The organism is Pantoea sp. ANP04, from assembly GCF_041982285.1.
In the GTDB taxonomy this organism is placed as follows: Bacteria; Pseudomonadota; Gammaproteobacteria; order Enterobacterales; family Enterobacteriaceae; genus Pantoea; species Pantoea eucalypti.
On the sequence record NZ_JAUTYS010000005.1, the window covers coordinates 99,834 to 123,686 of the forward strand.

At 54.5% G+C, this 23,853-nt stretch carries 21 protein-coding genes; 12 read left to right on the forward strand and 9 right to left on the reverse strand.

The window, feature by feature from the left end:
• Positions 1–2: 2 nt before the first annotated feature.
• On the reverse strand, positions 3–635 hold the full coding sequence (locus Q7C21_RS09055) for a flavin reductase family protein (RefSeq protein ID WP_375150630.1): 633 nt from the start codon (positions 633–635) through the stop codon (positions 3–5).
• Between the two features lie 141 nt (positions 636–776).
• Between Q7C21_RS09055 and rlmF the strand changes: the two genes are divergently transcribed.
• A complete protein-coding gene (rlmF, locus tag Q7C21_RS09060) occupies positions 777–1,709 on the forward strand; it encodes a 23S rRNA (adenine(1618)-N(6))-methyltransferase RlmF (protein ID WP_105099366.1) in 933 nt (310 codons plus the stop codon).
• A 75-nt stretch (positions 1,710–1,784) separates the two neighbouring features.
• Here rlmF and glnQ read toward each other — a convergent pair whose 3' ends face one another.
• The 5 genes from glnQ to rhtA all read right to left on the reverse strand — a co-directional run bounded on the left by glnQ (position 1,785) and on the right by rhtA (position 6,051).
• Positions 1,785–2,507 carry a glutamine ABC transporter ATP-binding protein GlnQ gene (gene glnQ / locus Q7C21_RS09065; protein ID WP_003851741.1) on the reverse strand — a complete coding sequence of 241 codons (723 nt, stop codon included), beginning with the start codon at positions 2,505–2,507 and terminating at the stop codon, positions 1,785–1,787.
• The gene (gene glnP, locus Q7C21_RS09070; protein ID WP_078804210.1) at positions 2,504–3,163 is read right to left on the reverse strand and encodes a glutamine ABC transporter permease GlnP; all 660 of its coding nucleotides are present in this window, start codon (positions 3,161–3,163) and stop codon (positions 2,504–2,506) included. The genes glnQ and glnP overlap by 4 nt, the downstream gene beginning before the upstream one ends.
• A 78-nt stretch (positions 3,164–3,241) precedes the next feature.
• Positions 3,242–3,988, reverse strand: a complete 747-nt coding sequence (gene glnH, locus Q7C21_RS09075) for a glutamine ABC transporter substrate-binding protein GlnH (protein ID WP_003851738.1) — start codon at positions 3,986–3,988, stop codon at positions 3,242–3,244.
• Positions 3,989–4,307: 319 nt separating this feature from the next.
• Entirely contained in the window at positions 4,308–4,811 is a 504-nt protein-coding gene (gene dps / locus Q7C21_RS09080) for a DNA starvation/stationary phase protection protein Dps (protein WP_003851735.1), read from the reverse strand.
• Between the two features lie 325 nt (positions 4,812–5,136).
• A complete protein-coding gene (gene rhtA / locus Q7C21_RS09085) occupies positions 5,137–6,051 on the reverse strand; it encodes a threonine/homoserine exporter RhtA (protein ID WP_003851733.1) in 915 nt (304 codons plus the stop codon).
• Positions 6,052–6,419: 368 nt separating this feature from the next.
• On the opposite strand from rhtA, the gene ompX reads away from it, so the two are divergent.
• A complete protein-coding gene (ompX, locus tag Q7C21_RS09090; protein ID WP_008925816.1) occupies positions 6,420–6,932 on the forward strand; it encodes an outer membrane protein OmpX in 513 nt (170 codons plus the stop codon).
• A 236-nt stretch (positions 6,933–7,168) separates the two neighbouring features.
• Here ompX and Q7C21_RS09095 read toward each other — a convergent pair whose 3' ends face one another.
• On the reverse strand, positions 7,169–7,360 hold the full coding sequence (locus Q7C21_RS09095) for a hypothetical protein (protein WP_283543394.1): 192 nt from the start codon (positions 7,358–7,360) through the stop codon (positions 7,169–7,171).
• 252 nt (positions 7,361–7,612) lie between these two features.
• Between Q7C21_RS09095 and mntR the strand changes: the two genes are divergently transcribed.
• From mntR to Q7C21_RS09130, 7 genes are all read left to right on the forward strand, one after another.
• Positions 7,613–8,071, forward strand: a complete 459-nt coding sequence (mntR, locus tag Q7C21_RS09100; RefSeq protein ID WP_003850512.1) for a manganese-binding transcriptional regulator MntR — start codon at positions 7,613–7,615, stop codon at positions 8,069–8,071.
• A gap of 20 nt (positions 8,072–8,091) precedes the next feature.
• The gene (locus Q7C21_RS09105; RefSeq protein WP_286866546.1) at positions 8,092–9,201 is read left to right on the forward strand and encodes an SLC13 family permease; all 1,110 of its coding nucleotides are present in this window, start codon (positions 8,092–8,094) and stop codon (positions 9,199–9,201) included.
• A gap of 149 nt (positions 9,202–9,350) precedes the next feature.
• The gene (locus Q7C21_RS09110; RefSeq protein ID WP_105099364.1) at positions 9,351–10,496 is read left to right on the forward strand and encodes an HlyD family secretion protein; all 1,146 of its coding nucleotides are present in this window, start codon (positions 9,351–9,353) and stop codon (positions 10,494–10,496) included.
• Positions 10,493–12,061 carry a DHA2 family efflux MFS transporter permease subunit gene (locus Q7C21_RS09115; protein WP_003850509.1) on the forward strand — a complete coding sequence of 523 codons (1,569 nt, stop codon included), beginning with the start codon at positions 10,493–10,495 and terminating at the stop codon, positions 12,059–12,061. The genes Q7C21_RS09110 and Q7C21_RS09115 overlap by 4 nt, the downstream gene beginning before the upstream one ends.
• Position 12,062: 1 nt before the next feature.
• Positions 12,063–13,592 carry an efflux transporter outer membrane subunit gene (locus tag Q7C21_RS09120; RefSeq protein WP_337027872.1) on the forward strand — a complete coding sequence of 510 codons (1,530 nt, stop codon included), beginning with the start codon at positions 12,063–12,065 and terminating at the stop codon, positions 13,590–13,592.
• An 855-nt stretch (positions 13,593–14,447) separates the two neighbouring features.
• Positions 14,448–14,849 carry an H-NS family nucleoid-associated regulatory protein gene (locus tag Q7C21_RS09125; RefSeq protein WP_003850507.1) on the forward strand — a complete coding sequence of 134 codons (402 nt, stop codon included), beginning with the start codon at positions 14,448–14,450 and terminating at the stop codon, positions 14,847–14,849.
• A gap of 178 nt (positions 14,850–15,027) precedes the next feature.
• Positions 15,028–16,620: an ABC-F family ATPase gene (locus tag Q7C21_RS09130; protein WP_008925818.1), complete on the forward strand. Its 1,593-nt coding sequence runs from the start codon at positions 15,028–15,030 to the stop codon at positions 16,618–16,620.
• 525 nt (positions 16,621–17,145) lie between these two features.
• Here Q7C21_RS09130 and moeB read toward each other — a convergent pair.
• A complete protein-coding gene (gene moeB / locus Q7C21_RS09135) occupies positions 17,146–17,904 on the reverse strand; it encodes a molybdopterin-synthase adenylyltransferase MoeB (RefSeq protein ID WP_375150631.1) in 759 nt (252 codons plus the stop codon).
• Positions 17,905–19,140 carry a molybdopterin molybdotransferase MoeA gene (gene moeA, locus Q7C21_RS09140; RefSeq protein ID WP_375150632.1) on the reverse strand — a complete coding sequence of 412 codons (1,236 nt, stop codon included), beginning with the start codon at positions 19,138–19,140 and terminating at the stop codon, positions 17,905–17,907.
• A 256-nt stretch (positions 19,141–19,396) separates the two neighbouring features.
• Here moeA and Q7C21_RS09145 point away from each other — a divergent pair, with 256 nt between their 5' ends.
• From Q7C21_RS09145 to gsiB, 3 genes are read left to right on the forward strand one after another with little or no spacing between them, the layout of a single operon-like run.
• A complete protein-coding gene (locus Q7C21_RS09145; protein WP_003852309.1) occupies positions 19,397–20,356 on the forward strand; it encodes an isoaspartyl peptidase/L-asparaginase family protein in 960 nt (319 codons plus the stop codon).
• A 9-nt stretch (positions 20,357–20,365) separates the two neighbouring features.
• A complete protein-coding gene (locus Q7C21_RS09150) occupies positions 20,366–22,222 on the forward strand; it encodes a dipeptide ABC transporter ATP-binding protein (RefSeq protein WP_375150633.1) in 1,857 nt (618 codons plus the stop codon).
• 54 nt (positions 22,223–22,276) lie between these two features.
• Positions 22,277–23,812, forward strand: coding sequence for a glutathione ABC transporter substrate-binding protein GsiB (gene gsiB / locus Q7C21_RS09155; RefSeq protein ID WP_003852312.1), 1,536 nt, complete (start codon positions 22,277–22,279; stop codon positions 23,810–23,812).
• The last annotated feature ends 41 nt before the right edge of the window (positions 23,813–23,853 follow it).

Below are 23,853 nucleotides of genomic sequence, written 5' to 3' on the forward strand. Positions count from 1 at the left end.
GATTATTTAGGGCGTGCGTCGGGACGGACCAGGTCAAAGCGTTGTGTTTCGCTGATGCCGTAATAGGCGCTGGGACCACCTGCGCGCAGAATCGGCTCGGCTTTTGCGGTCTGATAAATGCCCGCTTCCAGCAGCGATTCATCGATGTGGATCGCGACCGCTTCACCTAGCACCAGCCAGCTGTCGACCAGATTGCCACTGGCATCCTGCAACTGAATCAGCTGGGTCAGACGACACTCAAAGTTGACCGGGCTTTCCTCCACCAGACTTGCACCAACCTGTGATGCTGACAGCGGGGTTAATCCGGCAAAAGCAAACTCATCCTGATCGGCAGGCAGTGAAGCAGAACTTTCGTTCATCGCTTCGGCCAGCGGGCGGGTAGCCAGGTTCCAGACAAACTCTTTGGTGTCCGCAATGTTCTGCACGCTGTCTTTCCAGCCGCTGCTGGCGAAACCGATAATTGGCGGATGATAGTTGAAGCAGTTAAAGAAGCTGTAAGGGGCCAGATTGCGCTGGCCGCTGGCGCTGACAGAGCTAATCCAGCCGATTGGTCGTGGTCCGATAATGGCGTTGAGCGGATCGTGGGGCAGACCGTGACCAGCACGGGGTTCATAGGAATAGCGTTTCCGGGTCATAACGTCTCCAGCAGGTGATTTTATTTATCTTAGCCCGACAGCATCACCCGACGGAATCGGAAAGCGGTAAGCGGATGGTGCGGGTTTATTTTCCGCCGCCTACAGCGTATTGTACGCGCGCCTGAATAATTGAGAGAACGTATGAAAAAGTCAGCCAGCACGTCGCCCTTCCACGCCCGCAATCGCCATCAGGGCGAATACGATTTTGCCGCGTTAACCGCTGCTCATCCGCCGCTGAAGGCTAAAGTCCGGCCTAATGGTTATGGCGTGAAGTCTGTGGATTTTGCGGACCCGGAGGCGGTGATGCTGCTGAACCAGGCGCTGATCAAACTCTTTTACGACATCGACTGGCAGCTTTCTCCCGGCTCACTCTGCCCGCCAGTACCGGGACGCGCCGATTATCTGCACTACCTGGCCGATCTGCTGGCGCTGGATAACAACGGCGTTATCCCGATGGCGGACATTCTCGATGTTGGCTGCGGCGCAAACTGCATCTATCCACTGATTGGTGCGGCAGAATATGGCTGGCGCTTTACCGGCACCGAAATTGATGAAGCCGCCATCAAAGCCGCTAACCGCATCGTTGCGGCTAACCCACGCCTGACGCGCCAGATCCGTCTGCGTCGTCAGAAAAACAGCGATGCGGTGCTGGCGGGTGTGGTCAGCAAAACGGAATTCTTCAGCGCGGTGATGTGTAATCCGCCATTCCACGCGTCGCCGGATGAGGCAGTGGCCGGTTCGCAGCGCAAGGTCCGCAATCTCGGACTGGACAAGAGTGCGCCACTTAACTTTGGCGGGCAGCACAATGAGCTGTGGTATCCCGGTGGCGAAAAGGCGTTTATCGGCAAGATGATCGCCGAGAGCGTGGCGCTGGGTCGTCAGATCGGCTGGTTTACCTCGCTGGTGTCGCGCAAAGAGAACTTGCCGGCACTGGAAAAACAGCTGCAGGCGCTCGACGTTGCTGAAGTGCGGGTGGTGAACATGGCCCAGGGTCAGAAACAGAGCCGCTTTCTGGCGTGGAGTTTTATGCCTGCCGCACCGCGCAGCAAACTGCTGAGTCGTCTGGGAAGTTAGGGTTTTCCCGGTGCAGGCACGCTATTACTGCGGCCAGGGGCATAAAAAAACGGGCCGCTTAGCGGCCCGTTTTGATCAGGAGACGTGCTGCAGGAATTCGCGCAGACGGTCACTGGGTGGATTGCTGATCAGGCTGTCAGGATCGCCATCTTCCGCAATCCGGCCTTTATCAATAAAGATCAGGCGCGAGGCGACCTTCTGTGCAAAGCCCACTTCATGCGTCACAATCACCATCGTCATGCCTTCTTCCGCCAGATCCTGCATCACTTTAAGGACTTCATGACGCAGTTCCGGGTCCAGCGCTGAGGTTGGCTCATCGAACAGCATCATCTTTGGCTTAACCGCCAGCGCACGGGCAATCGCCACGCGCTGCTGCTGGCCGCCGGACAGCTCAGACGGAAAATGATGTGCACGCTCTGCCAGGCCCACTTTGCCCAGCAACTCACGCGCCAGCTGGCGTGCCGCTTCTTTACTGGCGCCACGCACCCGGATAGGACCAAAGGCAACGTTGTCCAGCGCACTCATCTGTGGGAACAGATGAAACTGCTGGAATACCATGCCCGCTTCCTGACGAATCAGGCGGTCATCAACTTTCGGGTCATTCACGCGCAGGCCATCAACAATCAGCTCGCCGCTGGTGATCTCTTCCAGCTTGTTAATGCAGCGTAAAAGGGTGGATTTACCGGAACCGGATGGGCCGATAATTACCACCACTTCGCCCTGGTTAATCTTCAGATCAATATTGTGCAGCACCTGGGTCTGGCCAAAATGCTTGGAGACATCTTTAAATTCAATCACAGGATTTTCACCCTTTTCTCAATGCGGCGCAGCATAAAGCTCAGCACCAGCGTAATCACCAGATAGATGATCGCGACGGCGCTCCAGATTTCCAGAGCGCGGAAGTTACCGGCAATAATCTCCTGACCCTGACGCGTCAGTTCAGCCACACCAATAACGATAAACAGCGAGGTATCTTTGATGCTGACAATCCACTGGTTGCCCAGCGGTGGCAGCATACGGCGCAGCGCCAGCGGCATAATCACGTAGCGCAGCGTCTCACGGCTCGACAGGCCAAGCGCCAGTCCGGCTTCGCGGAAGCCCTTATTAATCGACAGCACGGCACCACGCGTAATCTCCGCGATATAAGCGCCAGAGTTAATCATGATGGTCACTACCGCTGCGCTGAAGGGATCAATGCGCAGGTCGGGGAACGCCATCGGCAGAGCAAAGTAGATGAACATCACCTGCACCACGATAGGGGTGCCGCGGATAATTTCGATAAACACCAGTGCGATGTTATTGGTGATCCAGCCGCCGTAAGCGCGGGCAAAACCGGCAATCAGCCCGATAAACAGGCCGCCAACCAGTCCAATAACAGAGATTATTAAAGTCAGTTTAGCGCCTTCAAGCAGCGCTGGCATGGCGGGCCAGATGACGCTCCAGTCAAACTCCATGGTGTCACTCCAGATATGTTGCGATGGAAAAAAGCAGGGAAAAAGTTTCCCTGCTGAAATCAGATAACGGGCAAATTATTATTTAGGTTCGGTGCCGAACCATTTTTTATAGAGCGTGTTATAGGTGCCGTTCTCTTTCAGGGTTTTCAGTGCGCCGTTTACTTTTTCACGTAAATCGTCGCTGCCTTTCGGGAAGGCGATACCATACTGCTGCGCTTCAATCGAATCGCCTACCGCTTTAAAGCGGCCTTTACCGGCGGTGTGGATGAAGTAAAGAATGTTTGGCGTGTCATGCAGCACGGCGTCCGCACGGTTAGTGCCCAGTTCCATGTAGGCGCTGTCGATGTTCGGGAACTGACGCAGGTCTTTAGATTTGATGTGGGCTTTTGCGTATTCCACAGAGCCGGTGCCGCTTTTCACAGCAACCACTTTACCGTTCAGATCGCTGATGCCTTTGATGTCGTTTTCATTGTTACGCACCATTACCTGCAAACCGCTTTTGTAATAGCCATCAGAAAACTCGATTGCTTTTTTACGTTCTTCGGTAATGGTGATGCCCGCAAGGGCCAGATCGACATTGCGCGTTTGCAGTGCAGGGATGATGCCGCTGAAGTCCATTGGCTTCAGGGTATAATCCAGCTTCAGCTCTTTCGCAATGGCATCCCACAGATCCACATCAAAGCCGACATATTTGTCACCCTGTTTGAATTCGAACGGAACAAAGGCGGTATCGGTAGCGACAACCAGCTTCTTATCTGCTGCAGTGGAAGAGAGGGAGAAGGCCAGCGCCAGCGCGGCCACAGAAACTTTTAACAGTGACTTCATCATTTTTCCTTTTTTTACTACCAGGCGGCAGGGCCTGCGTTTGCGGCTTGTCATATGAAATAATTATGCCAACTTTGCAAGTTTCGCTAAATCAGAGAGTTAAATAACATAGCTGACACGATTTTGCAGTTAATTCTGCCTTTGCACCATTTAGGTGCTCAGTTTTGGTGCATATGGCTGTTTTGGTGCAAGCGGTAGTGTGCCTCAGATGTTAAGGCTGTGAAGCGAAGGAAGGAAGAACTGTTAACAGGGTCATAAAAATGCGGTAACGCAGACGTAAAAAAGGCGGGTTTCCCCGCCTGATTGACTGCATTGAGTTTTATTCAATGTTGGCTTCGATGAACCACAGGAATTTGTCCAGGTCACGTGATGCCGCAGTAAAGATGTCAGCGGTATCTTCATCTTTCACTTCAGTAATGGCTTTACGGGTATCATTAGCCACGACGCTATAACGGTCTGCCAGCGCTTTCAGGTGATCCTGAACGCTGTGAATATTCAGCGGATAGCTTTTCAGCGGCGTCGTATCGTTAACAACCTGCGTGGTGCCCAGTGCAACGCCGCCCAGCTGTACCACACGCTCAGCAATGGTGTCCTGATGCTCGGTGATTGCAGTACGGAAGCCGTCCAGCATTTCATGTACACCGATGAAGTTAGCACCGCGCATGTTCCAGTGCGCCTGCTTAGTAATCAATGACAGGTCAATAAACTCGACTACCAGACGGTTCAACACCGCGATGGTGGCTTTCTTCTCATCTTCGGCCACGTCATTACGGGTATAAATCAGGTCAGCAGATTTAGTTTTAACCAGTTTAGCGGTACTCATCGTTTCAGTCCTCTCTTTGATGGTTGTCCTAATCAAGTACCGGATAAGTATAGCAGCGCTTTTCAGCTTTGCAGAAACGACTTTATCGATAGATGAAATAGTGCAGGTCTTTATTAAATGCGGGAAGGCACAGACGAGGTTAACGCAATGTTAAAATAAAAGCGCTTGTATTTAATTAATTAAATCAATGCTTTAATTTTACATGTAAATAACAGGTAAGCGTCTGTTTCAAAATAGTCAGAACCTGGACAGGGAATGGTTAAGAATAATTCTCATGATGAGCATGATTGTTATTTAGCCCACCACAAAGGCAGGCTAAAGGCGTTTATTTCTGACCAGAATCTGATAATTCCACGCTGCTTAACTGGCTCTTTTTCGGTCGCATGGTCAGCGTTGAGCCTGCCGAAGCGATGATGATTGCCAGTAGCGCCAGCCACTGTAGGCCGGTCAGCGTTTCGCCCAAAAACAGCATGCCGGAAAAAGCGGCCATGGCGGGTTCCAGACTCATCAGCGTGCCGAAGATGCGCGCCGGTAAGCGGGTAAGGGCGATCATCTCCAGTGAGTAGGGTATCGCGCTGGAGAGCAGGGCAACCAGCAATGCGATCGGCATCACGGCCCATGTCCAGATGCCACTTTCTGCAAACGTCAGCCCCAGCGGTACAAAAATCACCGAAGCAATCAGCGAACCGATAGCCACTGTCGCAGGACCATGTTCTGCACCTGCCCGCTGTCCCGCCAGGATATAGATTGCCCAGCAGGCACCCGCACTCACGGCCAGTGCTGCGCCCAATGGATCAATCGCGGTCATCCCTGTCCCAAACGGCAGCAGGAACCACAAACCAATCACCGCCAGCAGCACCCAGACAAAATCCAGTGGTCTGCGCGATCCAAACAGCGCCAGCGCCAGTGGACCGGTAAACTCCAGTCCCACCGCCACGCCCAGCGGCACAGTGCGAATCGCCAGATAGAATGTGAAGTTCATGGTGCCCAACGCCAGACCATACATCAGCAAAGGCAGACGTTGTTCCCGGCTAAAGCGTAAACGCCAGGGTTTAAAGATGACACAGAGTATCAGGGTGCCAAAGCCCAGACGCAGCGCGGTGATTCCCGTCGCCCCAACAGAAGGAAACAGGCTTTTTGCCAGAGAAGCACCGCCCTGCAGCGACAGCATCGCAATCAGCAGTACGGCAATTGGCAACACGATTGGCGCAAGATTTTTAGAAGCGGGAGAGGCAGACATCCTGTGTACTTTTCCTGGTCATCAACGTAACGAGTGGGCCAGTGTAAAGGAAATGTCAGGCAAAAAATCATGAGTCAGCGTTTTTAATTTGCCTTAACTGCGCAAATTTTGGCCAAAATCAGTGCCATTTAGGTAAAGAAATGTCAGGTTTTTTTAGGAATTAACTTAAACGGCAAATTGAGCACAAAAAGATTATTGCAGGAAGATGACGGATTTTATAAGAAAAATGAATGACATAGTATGTCGCATTAACGTCCTGTTACACCAAACTTTCTGTTAGACAACAAAATCCGGGCAGAGTTTCTCGCTATTTTTTGTTATATTTTCAGCGTTGTCAGGAGAGAAGTATTTTCACATTTGAGGTGGTTATGAAAAAAATTGCATGTCTTTCAGCATTAGCCTGTGTACTGGCAGTATCTGCAGGTTCAGCAATGGCACAGAGCACCGTAACTGGTGGCTATGCTCAGAGCGATTATCAGGGCGTAGCGAACAAAGCTAACGGCTTCAACCTGAAATACCGCTACGAAGACGGTTCTAACCCTCTGGGTTGGATCGGTTCATTCACCTACACTGAAAAAGATCGTACCGAAGATGGCGTTTACAACAAAGGCCAGTACTACGGTGTGACCGGTGGTCCAGCTTTCCGTCTGAACGACTGGGCTAGCATCTATGGTGTTGTCGGTATCGGCTATGGTAAATACCAGGGCAACGAAACTGCATCACGTGATAAAACTGACACCAGCGACGTAGGTTTCTCTTACGGCGCAGGCATGCAGTTTAACCCAATGCAGGACATCGCACTTGACGTTGGTTACGAGCAGAGCCGTATCCGTAGCGTTGACGTCGGTACCTGGATTGCTGGCGTAGGTTACAGCTTCTAAGTTTAGCTTAGCTGACCTGCAAAAAAACGGCCCCTTGTGGGCCGTTTTTTATTGTGCTGATTTTACCCGCCACCCCGACTTACCTGTCGGTCTCCCGTCTCATTCTCTGGCAGACGCTGATCTGCAGGCATGCCCCTTTCAGCCTCAGGGCAGTTTCTTATGAGGGGAAAAAACAAAGAGAACAAACAGAGGGGCGTGAGCCTTTCAACCGCAGGCAAAAAGGCTCTGAATCAGGATTAGCCGCGCCAGATAAGATTCGGACAGCGAGGTTCGGCAGGCTTATGGCCCAGCAGTTTTTCAATCAGCATCAGACGCAGTGTGAAAGGGGAACGCGTCAGCAGGCACAGCCAGGATTTAAAATCCGTGGTTGTTTTCTTCTCTGTCTGGAAGCATTTGCTGCAATCTAAGCAACATTTCAGAGTGCTCATAGAATTACCTCCCAATCCTGATCGACGCGGTAATCAGCAGCGTGGGGTGAGAGCGTCATCATCACCAGAGCAACAGAAGATCACTAGGGATCATGCGTTGGCTGCTTACATTATCAACAAAGATAGCACTGGCTATATCGTTTAGCCAAGGCTAATGACGAAAAATTTGAGCTTCTTTGTGGCTGGTTTACAATGAGCGCAGCTAAATCCGTACAGCAGCGTCAGTACGGGAAATAATAATGAGGAAGCTGAATGAGTCGTCGTGCTAAAAGCGTGGTTTCTGCGCCGAAAGGACCACTGAAAGATATTGAAGAGCATGTCGAAGGTTTTCGGCAGGTGCGTGAAGCGCATCGTCGGGAGTTAATTGATGACTACGTTGAGTTAATCTCTGATTTAATTGGTGAATTTGGCGAAGCACGTCAGGTCGATATGGCAGCCCGTCTGGGCGTTTCGCAACCGACAGTGGCTAAAATGCTGAAACGACTTGGCAGTGCCGGGCTGGTTGAGCAGGTCCCTTACCGCGGTGTCTTCCTGACCAGTGAAGGGGAGAAGCTGGCAGAGGAGAGTCGCGCCCGTCATCATATTGTTGAAAGTTTTCTGCTGGCGTTAGGCATCAGCCCCGAAACGGCCCGACGCGATTCAGAAGGTATTGAACATCACGTCAGTGATGAAACTCTGGCTGTATTTAAGAAGTTCTCCGAAACCCGTTAACGCTAAGGCGTACCCTCACCATGCCACAACTGCTTCGATCTTTTTTGCATGACTCAATTTTGCATTTATTAATCGTGATTGGTGTAGTTCTGGCATTCCTGGCGGATTTCCGCTGGGCCGATCTGCCCGGAGCCGTAGACTGGCATACCATTATCACACTCACCGGGTTATTGATTCTGACCAAAGGGCTGGAAACCAGCGGCTACTTTGACGTGCTGGGAGGACGCCTGATTGCGCGTTTCCGGCACGAACGTGCGCTGGCGCTATTTATGGTACTGGCTGCCGCGTTGCTCTCCACGTTTTTAACCAACGATGTTGCGCTGTTTATTCTGGTGCCGCTGACATTAACGCTGCGGAAGTTCTCTCATTTACCTATCTCGCGACTGATCATTTTCGAGGCGCTGGCAGTGAATGCCGGGTCGCTGCTGACGCCGGTCGGCAATCCGCAAAACATTCTGCTGTGGAGTCACGGCAAGCTCAGCGTTATTGCATTCATTGTGCAGATGCTGCCGCTGGCCGCCTGGCTGCTGCTGAGCCTGGTCGTGCTGACCTGGTTTAGCTTTTCAAAGCGGACAATTGATAAACATGACAACCCGGAGCAGCCGGAGTGGCAGAAGCCGCTGTTTATTGTCAGCGTGGTGTTATACCTGCTGTTTATCGCCGGTCTGGAGCTGGAAATCACCGGCTGGATACTGCTGGTTATCCTCGCCACCTTTTTGGTAATGGCGCGTCCGGTACTGCAACGTATCGACTGGAGCCTGCTGGCGGTGTTTATCGCCATGTTTATTGACGTCTTCCTGCTGACACGTCTGCCGGTGATGCAGGCTCACTTTGATGCGGTGGCGCATTTCGGCCAGGGGCAGCTCTATCTGCTGGCGATTGGTCTGTCACAGGTGATCAGCAATGTCCCGGCGACGATTCTGCTGCTGCAAAAAGTCCCGCCAACCGATGTGCTCGCCTGGGCGGTCAACATCGGTGGATTCGGTCTGCTGCCAGGTTCACTGGCTAACCTGATTGCTCTGCGTATGGCGAAAGATCGTGCCGTATGGTGGCAATTTCATCTCTTTTCCCTTCCTTTGCTGGCCTGGTCAATGGCCAGCGGCTGGCTACTGCTGCGGTTGCTCAATTAGGCCCGATACATCCTGCTATCGCTGTCAGGTGGCAGGATGTGCGGCATTCCTCAAGTTTCGTAAAGTTGCACTGGATTTTGTCAATTTCCGATATAAGGTTAACAGGACCTTTATGCCCGGAATCAGGGCCTTAGCCAGTGATGGGAACTATGAGCGAGAACAATCAACGCGATCCACATCAGCAGGACGCAGAAAACACGACGGATCAAAACCGTCAGTCAGAGGAAAATCAGGACAACGACCAGCAGCCTGAGCGTAAACGCCCCGGTAAAAAGCCGCTGATTATTCTGGCGGTGGTGGTGGTGATTATGCTGATTGTCGGTCTCTGGTTCTGGTTATCTACCCGCAATATTGAAACCACCGACGACGCCTTTACCGAAGGCGATGCCGTTACTATTGCGCCTAAAGCATCCGGCTATGTCGTGAAGTTGCTGGTGAAAGATAACCAGCGGGTGAAGAAGGGCGATCTGCTGGTGGAGATTGATCCCAGCGACAACCGTGCCCAGCGTGAACAGGCTAACGCGCAGCTCGGTTTAGCCGTTGCACAACTGCATCAGGCGCAGGCCCAGCTGGCGCTGTCAAAAGTACAGTATCCGGCTCAGCGCGATCAGGCTCTGGCCGATCAGGCGAAAGCAGAAGCCAATATGCTGAATGCGCAGGCGGATTATCGTCGCCAGCGTGGCGTCGATCCACGTGCGACCAGCCAGCGTAATATCGACAGCGCGTCTGCGCAGCTACGTTCGGCGCAGGCACAGTTACAGAGTGCGAAAGCCCAGGTTGAAGTCGCTTCACAGGTTGCCCTGCAGATTCGTCAGCAGGAGACCAATGTTGAAGCGCGTCAGCAACAGGTTGAGCAGGCGAAAGCACAGTTAAGTACGGCCGATCTTAACCTCTCCTATACCCAGGTTCGCGCGCCCTATGACGGGTTTATCACCAAGCGTAACGTTCAGCTGGGCACGCTGGTGCAGGCCGGTTCCTCTCTGTTCTCGCTGGTTTCGCCTGAGATCTGGGTTACTGCAAATTTCAAAGAGTCTCAGCTGGAACGCATGAATCCTGGCGATAAAGTGAAAATCAGCGTTGATGCCTGGCCGGACATGAAGCTGGAAGGACACGTCGACAGCATTCAGATGGGCTCCGGCTCACGCTTCTCGACCTTCCCGTCAGAAAACGCCACCGGTAACTACGTGAAAATTGTTCAGCGTGTGCCAGTGAAAATCGTTATCGACAAGGGCCTGGATCCGAACCATCCGCTGCCGCTGGGTCTCTCCGTTGAACCCGAGGTAACAGTGGAATGAGTACGGCGCAGAGCTGGAAACCGGCCAGTAATCCGTGGTTAGTGGCGATCACGGTGACGCTGGCGGTGTTTATGGAGATCCTCGACACCACCATCGTTAACGTGGCGCTGCCGCACATCGCCGGTTCGCTCTCCTCCAGTTATGATGAGTCAACCTGGGTGCTGACCTCCTATCTGGTGGCGAACGGCATTGTGCTGCCTATCTCTGCGTTCTTCAGCCGGCTGTTTGGCCGTAAACAGTTTTTCCTGATTTGCATTGTGATGTTCACCATTTGCTCGTTCCTGTGCGGCATCGCCACTGAACTCTGGCAAATCATTCTGTTCCGCGTGCTGCAGGGCTTTTTTGGTGGCGGATTGCAGCCCGTTCAGCAGTCCGTGCTGCTGGACTACTTCAAGGCAGAAGATCGCGGCAAGGCATTTGGTCTCTCCTCCATCGCTATTATCGTCGCGCCGGTGATTGGCCCGACATTGGGTGGCTGGATCACTGACAACTACAGCTGGCGCTGGGTGTTCTTTATTAACATTCCGGTGGGCGTGCTGACTGTGCTGGCGATCTATCAGCTGCTGGAAGATCCGCCTTGGGAGCGTAAATGGGCCAAAGGTAAGCTGAAGATCGATTACATCGGGATCAGCCTGATTACCTTAGGCCTGGGGTGCCTGCAGGTGATGCTGGATCGCGGAGAAGATGAGGACTGGTTCGCTTCGCACTTTATCGTACTGTTCGCTGTTCTGGCGCTGGTTGGCATCGTTGGCGCCATTTACTGGCTGATGTATGCGCGTAAGCCGGTGGTCGATATTCTGGTAATGAAAGACCGCAACTTCTGGGTGGCCGGGCTGTTGATGGCGGGAATGGCGATGATTCTGTATGGCAGTTCTGTGGTGTTGCCACAGCTGGCGCAGCAGGATCTGGGTTATACCGCCACCTGGTCAGGGCTGGTGTTGTCGCCCGGCGCGGTGCTTATTGTGCTGACCATACCACTGGTGCTGAAACTGATGCCGATTGTGCAGACGCGATACATCATCGCCTTTGGTTTCAGCTGTCTGGCCATGGCGTTTTTCTATTCTGCTACCCTGACGCCGAATGTCGATTTCAAAACGCTGGTGATGATGCGTAGCGCACAGTCGATCGGGCTGGGTTTCCTGTTTGTTCCGCTGACTACGATTGCTTTTGTCACCATTCCTCAGCGACTTAACGCGGACGCCTCCGCGCTCTTTACCATGTTCCGTAACGTGGCCGGATCCATTGGGATCTCGCTCTCGACCGCGGCCATTACCGAGCGCGCACAGGCGCGGTCTGCGCATATGGTGCACAACATGACGCCGCTTAACGAGCCGTTCAACATTACGCTTGAGCACTGGGCGCAGGCGATACGCGACTTCACGTCGGCGGTGGGCGATCCCATTACGCTGGCAACCGGTCAGCTCTATCAGGAGATGATTGCGCAGTCGCGTATTCTCGCTTACATCGATGTCTTCTCAGGCCTGAGTATTGTCGCCCTGATTTTGATTCCATTTTGTTGGCTGCTGTCGCCTATCAAGAGCGAAGGCAGTGCAGGAGCACACTAACATGAAGGTTTTTTATACTCATCGCCTGAAACCCCTGAGCTTACTGCTGGCCCTGGGGCTGGCGGGCTGCGCTGTCGGACCTGACTATCAGGCACCGAAACCTGCCGTGCCAGGTAGCTACAACACGCTGGATTCGCAGGAGGCGTCAAAGCCACAAAACGCCGCGATTAATTCCCGCTGGTGGCGGAGCTTTAACGATCCGCAGCTCGACAGCCTGATTGAGCGGGCGATAGCGGGGAACCTGAGCCTGCAGCAGACAGTGCTGCGGATTGCGGGTGCGCGTGAACAGCTGACGCAGGCCCAGGGCAGCCTGTTCCCCAGTCTGAGCGGTTCGGCCAAAGTCACCCGTCAGCAGCTCGGCCTGAAAGGCTTGCTTGAGTCCAATGGCGCCACCGATCAACTCGACAGCAGCGTGGCCAGCCAGCTCAATGGCCTGACCCAGCCGGTTAACCTCTATCAGGGCAGCTTCGATGCCAGCTGGGAGCTTGACCTGTGGGGCAAAGTTCGCCGTCAGGTTGAGGCCGCCAATGCCCAGCAGCAGGCAGCGATAGAGCAGCGTAACGATGCGCTGGTCTCACTTGAGGCCGAAGTTGCGCGAGCCTGGCTGCAGCTGCGAGGCGCGCAGAGCACCGTTCAGACTCTGCAGGAGCAGATTAATGTGGCGCAGCAGACGACCGAGCTGACGCAAAGTCAGCAGCGTAATGGTCTGGCTCCGTTAACTGATGTAGAAAATGCCCGTGCCCAGCTCAGCACGCTTCAGGCCCAGCTGCCGCAGTATCAATCGCAGGCACGGCAGGCGATGAACGGATTAGCGGTGCTGCTCGGCAAAACACCGGGTGCACTGGATGCTGAACTCAGCACACCTAAAGCCTTACCGCCGTTGCCGCAGTTTGTACCGGTTGGTATTCCCTCCACGCTGGCACGTCGTCGTCCTGATATTCGCCAGGCTGAAGCGACGCTGCATGCTCAAACCGCGGAGATCGGCGTGTCTGTTGCGCAGCTCTTCCCAAGCCTGTCGCTGACCGGACAGCTGGGCGTCCGCAACACTGACGCCAGTTATCTGGATAACTGGAGCAGCCATTTCTACAGTTATGGCCCCTCGCTTTCGATCCCGATTTTCCAGGGTGGACAACTGGTATCGAGCGTCAAGTTAGCGCGGGCGCAGCAGGCCAGCGCCGCGCTGGATTACCGTCAAACTGTGCTGACGGCGTTACAGGATGTCGAGAATGCGCTGGTCAGCTACCGCGCCGACCAGCAGCGCGTGACTGCGCTGGATGAGACGACCGGCGCCCTGCAGCGGGCCTTTAACCTCGCCAGCGACAGTTACCGCCAGGGGCTTTCGACCTTCCTTGACGTGCTGGATGCGCAGCGCCAGCTGGCACAGGCTCAGGAGCAGGCGACTCAGGCGAGAATGCAGAGCGCTCTGGATTTAGTGGCGCTTTATAAAGCGCTGGGCGGCGGATGGGAAACGTATCAGAACGTTGAGATGCCTCAATATCCGGTATTTGGTCCGGCCACACAGGCGAATTAATCCTTTCGCGGTCGCTGCCTGTGCGCAGTGACCGCTTTATCTCTCCCTTTTAACCGCGTTAAGTTAAGGGTTCTCACCCACTCAATGTAAATCTCAATGGTCTAAGCCGTTGAATTAGCATACATCGCAGCCCCAACGCGTCCGGTCCGGACTGCAGAAAATAAACAGCCAGTCTTAGCCGGAATATTATCAGCGCTTTTGACCGGCAATTATTTTTACGTTACCGGCCATCCTGGATTCTGAGCCGTGTCACCTTTCTGAATTTATTTCTTTGACGATTCTTTAATGCAACTTACGACTGTTAAGGTGAGAGCACGTGATCATTCACCAGGCGGAGCCAGACCCTACAGTTATTGCACAGCCGGTCGGGCTGCGAATAATCTGACGCTGCTGGAAATCTCACCGTTAAAAAAGGGCTGGCTGCACGCTGAGGGATAATTAAAAAACACGCGAGCGGTAATAATTTTGCACTATTTAAGGTAGGGGAGGCGGTTTTTCAGGCATGATCTGTAAGCTGGTGTGACAGAGATCTCAATCAGGGCACGCGTTTAATCAGCTATCAACGAACCTTTAATTGCAATTAATGACGCGCTGTAGTGCGCGTTTAGCGAAAATCGTTAACGCCTGTTGCCGGTATAACAAGGCTGAAATCGTTTTCATCGGTTGAGTAAAAGGGCGATTTGTTGTTAATTCAGCGTTAATAAATTACCAGCCACTGCCGATTTAATAGTAAGATTTTAACTGAAATTAAAACTTAGGAATTATCTGTAGCGTAAAAATAATTTATTTTTTTATTTGAATTAGGTAGTCTTGGCGCTACAGTTTTATTAACCCCCCTTAATCAAGGACATTGTGATGAGTGACGCATTTAAGGTACTGAACAATATTCGCACATTACGTGCCCAGGCTCGTGAACTGCCACTGACCGATCTTGAAGAGATCCTGGAAAAATTAACGGTAGTCGTTACTGAGCGCCGCGAAGAAGCAGAAGCGGAAGAGACACAGAATCGCGAAAAAGAAGAAAAGCTGTCTAAATATCGCGAAATGCTGCTGGCTGATGGCATCGATCCTAATGAATTATTAGGTGCGCTGGAGAGCGGAAAAAAACGCACCAAGCGTGCGCCGCGTCCGGCTAAATATTCTTACACCGACGAAAATGGTGAGCAGAAATCCTGGACTGGCCAGGGCCGTACCCCGGCAGCGATTAAAAAAGCGCTGGATTCCGGTAAAAGCCTGGACAGTTTCCTGATCGATTGATCAACACAATCCTTGTAAGTGGGAGCCGGGGGGCCAATATGGCCCTCCGGCTTTTTTATTTCTGCCGGGATATCAATCACCCCGCCAGGAATCCACGCCTGACGCTGGCGTGCGCTGCGTCACATCTGGCATAATAGCCGCCGTTTTTTCATCCATTCTCTTCACAAAGGTCAATGCCGTGTTAGTTAGCAGCAATATCACCATGCAGTTTGGCAGCAAGCCACTGTTCGAAAATATCTCCGTTAAATTTGGCGGCGGTAATCGTTACGGTTTAATCGGTGCGAACGGCAGCGGAAAATCCACCTTCATGAAGATTTTGGGTGGCGATCTGGTGCCTTCAGGCGGCAACGTCTCTTACGATCCTAATGAGCGTATCGGTAAGCTGCGTCAGGATCAGTTTGCCTTTGAAGAATTCAGCGTACTGGACACCGTAATCATGGGTCACCATGAATTATGGGAAGTGAAGCAGGAGCGCGACCGTATTTATTCTTTGCCCGAGATGAGCGAAGAAGAGGGGTATAAAGTCGGCGATCTTGAAGCGCTCTACGGTGAGATGGACGGCTATAGCGCCGAGTCCCGTGCCGGTGAGTTATTGCTCGGCGTGGGTATTCCGGTTGAGCAACATTACGGCCCGATGAGCGAAATTGCGCCGGGCTTTAAATTGCGTGTGTTGCTGGCACAGGCGCTGTTTTCAAATCCCGATATTTTGTTACTCGACGAACCGACGAACAACCTGGACATCGACACTATTCGCTGGCTGGAGCAGGTGCTGAACGAGCGTGACAGCACCATGATTATCATTTCGCATGACCGTCATTTCCTTAATATGGTCTGCACTCACATGGCCGATCTGGATTATGGCGAGCTGCGGGTTTATTCCGGTAATTATGACGAATATATGACCGCTGCAACGCAGGCACGTGAACGTCTGTTATCAGATAACGCGAAGAAGAAAGCGCAGATTGCTGACTTACAATCGTTCGTCAGTCGTTTTAGTGCTAACGCCTCTAAATCGCGTCAGGCGACATCACGCGCCAAGCAGATGGATAAAATTAAACTGGATGAAGTGAAAGCTTCCAGTCGTCAGAACCCATTTATCCGCTTTGAGCAGGACAAGAAGTTGTTCCGTAATGCGCTGGAAGTGGAAGGTTTAACGAAAGGCTTTGATAACGGTCCGCTGTTTAAGAATTTAAATCTGCTGCTGGAAGTCGGTGAGAAACTGGCGGTCATCGGTGCCAACGGTATTGGTAAGTCGACGCTGTTGAAATCACTGGTGGGTCAGCTTACGCCAGATAATGGCACTGTTAAATGGTCAGAGAACGCACGCATTGGTTATTACGCTCAGGATCATGCCGATGATTTTGCCAATGACCTGACAGTATTTGACTGGATGAGTCAGTGGAAACAGCCTGGCGATGATGAGCAGACCATTCGCGGTATTCTGGGTCGTCTGCTGTTTTCGCAGGATGATATTAAGAAGCCGGCGAAAGTGCTTTCGGGTGGTGAGAAGGGTCGTATGCTGTTCGGTAAGCTGATGATGGAAAAACCGAACATTCTGATTATGGATGAGCCGACCAACCACCTGGATATGGAGTCGATTGAATCACTCAATATGGCGCTGGAGATGTATGAAGGCACGCTGGTGTTTGTTTCACATGACCGCGAATTTGTCAGCTCGCTGGCAACCCGCGTGATTGAGCTGAAAGCAGACAAGGTGGTGGACTTCACCGGTAATTATGAAGATTACCTGCGCAGTCAGGGTATCGTCTGATAAAAACGGGGTGGCGCAGGCCACCCCGTTTTTTTGTGCTGATGAGAGAGCTGAATGCTTATTGATTGTCAGAGGGTGTGGGTTGGGCTGAATGCCACGCTCATAGGTTATCTGACAGCAACGCAAATGCTCAAGGCGCAGGGAACACGGTCAGAGGAGGAAAGCGTCCCGCGCCAGGGACGGCGTGGGCCGAGCATCCATGGATGGTTTAAGCGACTTTACGATCTGCCCGTGTTCCTGAAGCAGATCTCAATCTGATCGCTAAGCATTCACACTCTTATCAGCTGAGCGGGCTTCAGGGAGCATACGTGTTTCGCAAAGACATAAAAGACCCCATCCCTGGCATGCTCAGCGCAGGCGATTACGCACCTCATCCCTGAGGTGCGCTCGTAACCCGGCCAACGCATTGCGTTGTTCAAAAAACGCTCCCGGCGTTTTTATCCGGGCGGCGCGATGCTTTGCTACAGGCGTATGCTCCCTTCGCTTTAAGTTTTGAGCTGTCTGCGAACGGATATCTGCAGAAGGTTAATCTCCACCGCCACACACTTCACAGTGCGCGTCCTGCGCGACTTTCATGCTGCGGAACTCCGCGCTCATCGCATCGTACATCAGCAACCGGCTGGTGGCGGGTGTGCCAAAGGCGGTCAGTACTTTAATCCCTTCCATCGCCTGCATTGCACCAATGACGCCAACCAGCGGGGCCATGACGCCCGCTTCCACGCAACTCAGGGTCTGTTCGCCAAACAGGCGGCTGATGCAGCGATAGCAGGGCGTGCCGGGCTGCCAGTTAAATACGCTGATCTGACCTTCCATCCGAATTGCGGCGCCCGAGACCAGTGGCACCCGCTGCTGCCGACAGAGCCGGTTAAGCTGCTCACGCACCGCAACATTGTCGGTGCAGTCCAGCACCACCTGCTGCCGGGCAATCAACGCCAGCAGCGCTGCGTCCTCCAGCTGTCCATTGACCGGATGCAGCAGGCAGTGCGGATTGATAGCGGCCAGGCTTTGCGCGGCAGAGTCCACTTTGGCGCGGCCAATATCCACGTCATGGTGCAGAATCTGCCGTTGCAGATTAGAGTGCGACACGGTATCGAAGTCGAGCAGTGTCAGGTTGCCGACGCCCGCAGACGCCAGATAGGGCGCGGCGGCGCAGCCGAGTCCGCCCAGCCCGACAACCAGCGCATGACTCGCTTTAAGCCGCTCCTGACCGTCGAAATCAAAGCCGCGCAGGACAATCTGCCGGTTGTAACGCAGTATCTCCTCATCGCTTAATTCAGGCACCATTTATGCCTCCAGCAAGGCGTTGAACGGTTCTACCTCAACCCATTCGCCCGGCTCAACGTTTCCGCGTTCACGTTCCAGCACGATGAAACAGTTCGCCTGGGCAAAAGAGCTGAAGACGTGTGAACCCTGCATTCCGGTCGTCTCCACCTCCAGATCACCCTGTGCGTTCTGGCGCAGGATGCCGCGCTGGAAGTCGAGGCGGCCCGGCGACTTTTTCAGTCGCGAGGCGCTGCGCACTTTCTGACGGGGCGGCAAGGCGGATTTTTGCTGGCCGGTAAGGGTGGCAAGCAGCGGCTGTACCAGCTGATAGAAGGTCACGGCGGCGGAGACCGGATTGCCGGGCAGACCGCAGAACCAGCTGCTGTTAAGACGACCAAAGGCAAATGGTTTGCCAGGCTTAATCGCCAGTTTCCAGAAACTAATCGCGCCCAGCTCTTCCAGCATATTTTTAGTGAAGTCCGCTTCGCCGACCGAGACGCCGCCGGTGCTGATCACCACATCCGCCTGCCGATCGGCTTCCTCAAATGCGGCGCGAAGGGCAGCAGGATCATCTTTGATGATGCCAAGGTCGATGACTTCACAGTTGAGCTTATGCAGCATCAGCGAGACCGCAAAACGGTTAGTGTCGTAAATCTGGCCCTCTGCCAGCGGCTCACCGACCGGCTGAAGCTCATCACCGGTGGAGAAGATAGCGACCCGCAGTTTACGTAGCACGCTCACCTGCGCGATACCCAGCGAAGCCAGCAGCGGCAGCTCGGCGGCACCCAGACGTGTTCCCGCTTCCAGCACCACATGACCTGGCTGAATGTCGTCGCCGGTCAGGCGGATGTTTTGTCCTGGACGCACGGGCGCGGTAATCACAATCGCATCGCCCTGAGATTCGGTCTGTTCCTGCATCACCACCGCTTCACAGCCTGAGGGCACTGGGGCACCGGTCATGATGCGAATCACGCTGCCTTGCGGCCACTCACCGCTGAACGGCGCGCCCGCAAAGGCTTTGCCCGCGACGGGTAACGGCTGGCCGCTGTTGACATCGGCCAGCCTGACGGCGTAGCCATCCATCGCAGAGTTATCAAAGGGCGGCACGGCGATCGGGGAGGTGACGGCTTTTGCCGTGATGCGGCCGACCGCGTCGGCCAGCGACACGCTCAGTGAGTCGGTAACGGGCGTCAGCTGTGACAGCATTTTTTGTTGCGCCTCCTCAAGGGAGATCAAACCTGCAGTAAAACTTTCCATAAACAGTCCAGCCTGGTTAACTCAGATGCTGCCTATTATGAGTCGGATTAGCCGCTGAGTCACATCGGTGTCGGTCAGACGCGCCGGTTGTTATGGCAAAAATGAATCAGGGTGGTAAGAAAAGGTTATAACCACAGGAACAGTTTCCGCTTTACAACACTTAGCAGGCTTTCTATAGTCAAAAATCACCCAAAATGGGTGAAAACCATTTTAAATCAGTGTTTTTCGTCCTGATGCAACCACAGGGTAAAGCGTTATGGTCAATGCAGTGATCGCCATTCACGGCGGCGCGGGTGCAATTTCGCGCGCAGCAATGAGCGCTGAAAAAGAACAACACTATCGTCAGGCGCTACACGATATTGTTACTCAGGGTCAGCAGATACTGGCTCAGGGTGGCAGCGCACTGGATGCGGTGACGGAGGCCGTGCGACTGCTGGAGGAGTGTCCACTTTTCAACGCCGGTAAAGGCGCGGTGTTCACCCATCAGGGCACTCATGAACTTGATGCCTGCATCATGGATGGGCGTACGCTGGATGTGGGCGCGGTCGCGGGCGTGACGCGGGTGCGTAATCCGGTGCTGGCGGCACGTGCCGTGCTGGAAAAAAGCGAGCATGTGCTGTTTATCGGCGAGGGTGCAGAGCAGTTTGCCGTAGCGAACGGGCTGGAAATGGTTGCACAAGATTACTTCTCAACGCCGGAACGCTGGGAGCAGTTGCAGCGCGCGCTGAACAGCGATACCGCGGTGCTGGACCACGATGGTGCCGCGCACAGCGACGACCCGCTCGATCCGGACCGCAAGTTCGGTACGGTAGGCGCCGTCGCGCTGGATCTGGCAGGCAACCTGGCTGCAGCTACCTCAACGGGCGGTATGACCAATAAACAGGCCGGGCGGGTCGGCGACTCACCGCTACCGGGTGCGGGCTGCTACGCCAGCAACGACAGCGTGGCCGTCTCCTGTACCGGCACCGGTGAAGTCTTTATGCGCACGCTGGCGGCCTACGATGTGGCTGCGCAGATGCGCTACGCCGGACGTTCGCTGCAGCAGGCTACGGTTAATGTCATTCATGACAGCGTGCTGGAACTGGGCGGCAGCGGCGGGCTGATTGCGGTGGATCGTGCAGGTAACGTGGCGCTGCCGTTTAACAGCGAAGGCATGTATCGGGGTGTTGGGCGCGTCGGCGAAGCGGCGGACGTCGCGATATATCGCGAAAGTTAAGGGGCAGTGATGAGCGACAGGCAAACGTTATCGCCGCTGGCCCCTGAACAGGTACTCGCGGTGCGCGATCTCAATGTGCGTTTTCAGCACGAAGACACCGTCACGGATGCGGTGCGTCATTTGTCACTCGATCTGTTTCGGGGCGAAACGCTGGCGCTGGTGGGGGAGTCAGGTTCGGGGAAATCGGTCACCTCGCTGGCGCTGATGAGACTGATTGAGCAGGCGGGCGGAATCGTCAGCGGAGAAGTGCAATTGCGCCGTCGCAACGGCGACGTGCTGGATCTGATGCGCGCCTCAAAAGGTCAGATGCGCCGGGTACGCGGCGCGGATATGGCGATGATCTTTCAGGAGCCGATGACCTCACTGAATCCGGTCTTCTCCGTGGGCGAGCAGATTGCCGAATCCATTCGTCTGCACCAGGGTCTGAGCCACGCCGGGGCGCTGGCAGAGGCGCGCCGGATGCTGGATCTGGTGCGCATTCCCGATGCGCAGAATGTCTTATCCCGCTTTCCGCATCAGTTGTCGGGTGGGATGCGCCAGCGCGTGATGATTGCGATGGCGCTCTGCTGCAAGCCGGCGTTACTGATTGCCGATGAACCGACTACCGCGCTCGACGTCACCATTCAGGCGCAGATTCTGCAGCTCATCCGCGTGCTGCAAAAAGAGATGCAGATGGGAGTGATTTTTATCACTCACGATATGGGCGTGGTCGCCGAAATGGCCGACCGGGTGCAGGTGATGTATCGCGGCGAAGTAGTGGAAAATGCTCCGGTCGCCGAGCTGTTCAGCGCACCACAGCAGCCCTATACACAGGCGCTGCTGGCGGCGGTGCCAAAACTCGGCTCGATGCAGGGGCAGCCTTTGCCCGCCAAATTCCCCTTGCTGCACAATGATGCCGTTGATGACGTGCCGCAGGATACGGTACGCCGCCTGCAGCCGCCGATTTTGCAGGTGCGCGATCTGGTCACCCGCTTTGATATTCGCGGTGGTCTGCTGAATCGGGTTAAAAGCCGGGTTCATGCCGTCGAAAAAGTCAGTTTTGATCTCTATGCCGGTGAGACGCTTGCACTGGTGGGGGAGTCTGGCTGTGGTAAATCGACCACCGGCCGCTCGCTGCTGAAGCTGGTGGCCAGTCAGGGCGGCACGCTGACGTTTGACGGCCAGCGAATAGATCATCTCTCCGGTGCCGCGCTGGCCCATCTGCGGCGTGATATTCAGTTTATCTTCCAGGATCCCTACGCCTCGCTGGATCCCCGGCTGACGGTCGGCTTCTCCATTATGGAGCCGCTGCTGGTCCACAAGGCGATGCCGCGTCGCGAGGCGGAGCAGCGCGTTGCCTGGTTGCTGGATAAAGTGGGACTGCTGCCGGAACATGCTCAGCGTTATCCGCATGAATTTTCTGGCGGGCAGCGTCAGCGCATCTGTATAGCCCGCGCGCTGGCGCTGAACCCCAAAGTGGTGATTGCCGACGAGTCCGTCTCGGCGCTGGATGTGTCGATTCAGGCGCAGATTATTAATCTGATGCTCGACCTGCAGCGCGAGTTTGGCATCGCCTTCCTGTTTATTTCCCACGATATGGCGGTGGTGGAGCGTATCAGCCACCGCGTGGCGGTGATGTATCTCGGTCAGATTGTCGAGATGGGGCCGCGTCAGGCGGTGTTTGAACAGCCTCAGCATCCCTACACCCGAAAACTCATGGCAGCGGTGCCGGTCGCCGATCCGGCTCACCGGCGTCGTGAACGCGCCTTACTGGTCGATGAGATCCCCAGCCCGATCCATGCGTTAGGGGATGAACCTGAAGTGGCGCCGCTGATGGAGGTGGCTCCGGGCCATTTCGTCGCCCGCCACATTATCAGCGCGACCTGAACAGTGACAATGTCGCCCCGGCGACCAACCCGACAGGGATTACAGGAGAACAAGATGCAGATGACGATGCGTAAAGGGTTACTGGCAGCTGGCGTGTTAAGCAGCGCAATGACATTGCCCGCCTGGGCAGCACAGGATGCGGTGATTGCCGTCGCGTCCAACTTCACCACGCTCGATCCCTATGACGCCAATGACACACTGTCGCAGGCGGTCGCGAAATCCTTCTATCAGGGTCTGTTTGGCTTCGATAAGGATATGAAACTGACTAACGTGCTGGCAGAGAGCTATCAGGCCAGCGCCGACGGCCTGACGTATACCATCAAGCTGCGTCCTGGCGTGAAGTTCCAGGATGGCACGGATTTCAATGCGGAAGCGGTCAAGGTCAACCTCGATCGTGCCAGCAACCCGGATAACCATCTCAAGCGCTACAACCTGTTTAAACGCATCGCCAGTACGGAAGTCGTGGATCCGACGACGGTAAAAGTGACGCTGAAAGAGCCGTTCTCTGCCTTTATCAACAACCTGGCCCATCCGGCGGCGGCGATGATTTCGCCAGCCGCGCTGAAAAAATATGGCAAAGAGATCGGTTTCCATCCGGTAGGAACCGGACCGTTTGTGTTTGAAACCTGGAACCAGACCGATTTTGTGAAAGTGAAGAAGTGGGACGGTTACTGGAAGCCGGGCTATCCGAAGCTGGACAGCATCACCTGGCGTCCGGTGGTGGACAACAACACCCGTGCGGCGATGCTGCAGACCGGCGAAGCAAACTTTGCCTTCCCGGTGCCTTATGAGCAGGTGAAACTGCTGGAAAAGAACAGCAAGCTGGATGTGGTGACCTCACCTTCCATTATGCAGCGTTACATCAGCCTCAACGTCACTCAGAAGCCGTTCGACAACCCGAAGGTACGTGAGGCGCTGGAATATGCCATCAACCGTCAGGCGCTGGCGAAGGTGGCTTTCTCCGGTTACGCCACGCCCGCTACCGGCATCGTGCCGCCTGCCGTCGACTTTGCGCAGACCTATCCGGCCATCAGCTACGATCCAGCCAAAGCCCGTGCGTTGCTGAAAGAGGCGGGTTATCCGAACGGGTTTGAAACTACGCTTTGGTCATCACATAACCACAGCACCGCGCAGAAAGTGTTGCAGTTCACTCAGCAGCAGCTGGCGCAGGTTGGCGTGAAGGTAAAAGTCACGGCGATGGATGCGGGCCAGCGTGCCGCAGAAGTGGAGGGCAAGGGCCAGAAAGAGAGCGGCGTGCGGATGTTCTACACCGGCTGGTCCGCTTCAACGGGCGAAGCAGACTGGGCGCTGACGCCACTGTTTGCTACCGCAGCCTGGCCACCGGCGATCTTTAACACGGCGTTTTACAGCAATCCTAAGGTGGATAAAGATCTGGCCGATGCGCTGAAAACCACTGACCGTGCAGAGAAAGCGCGCTTGTATAAAGATGCGCAGGACACCATCTGGCAGGACCATCCGTGGATCCCGCTGGTGGTGGAGCAGCTGGTTTCTGCCAACAGCAAAAACCTCAGCGGTTTTTATGTGATGCCCGATACCTCATTCAATTTTGATGAGGCCACTCTGAAGTAACGGAGCCGGCCAGCCTGCGTGGCTGGCCGCAGCTGCAGGAT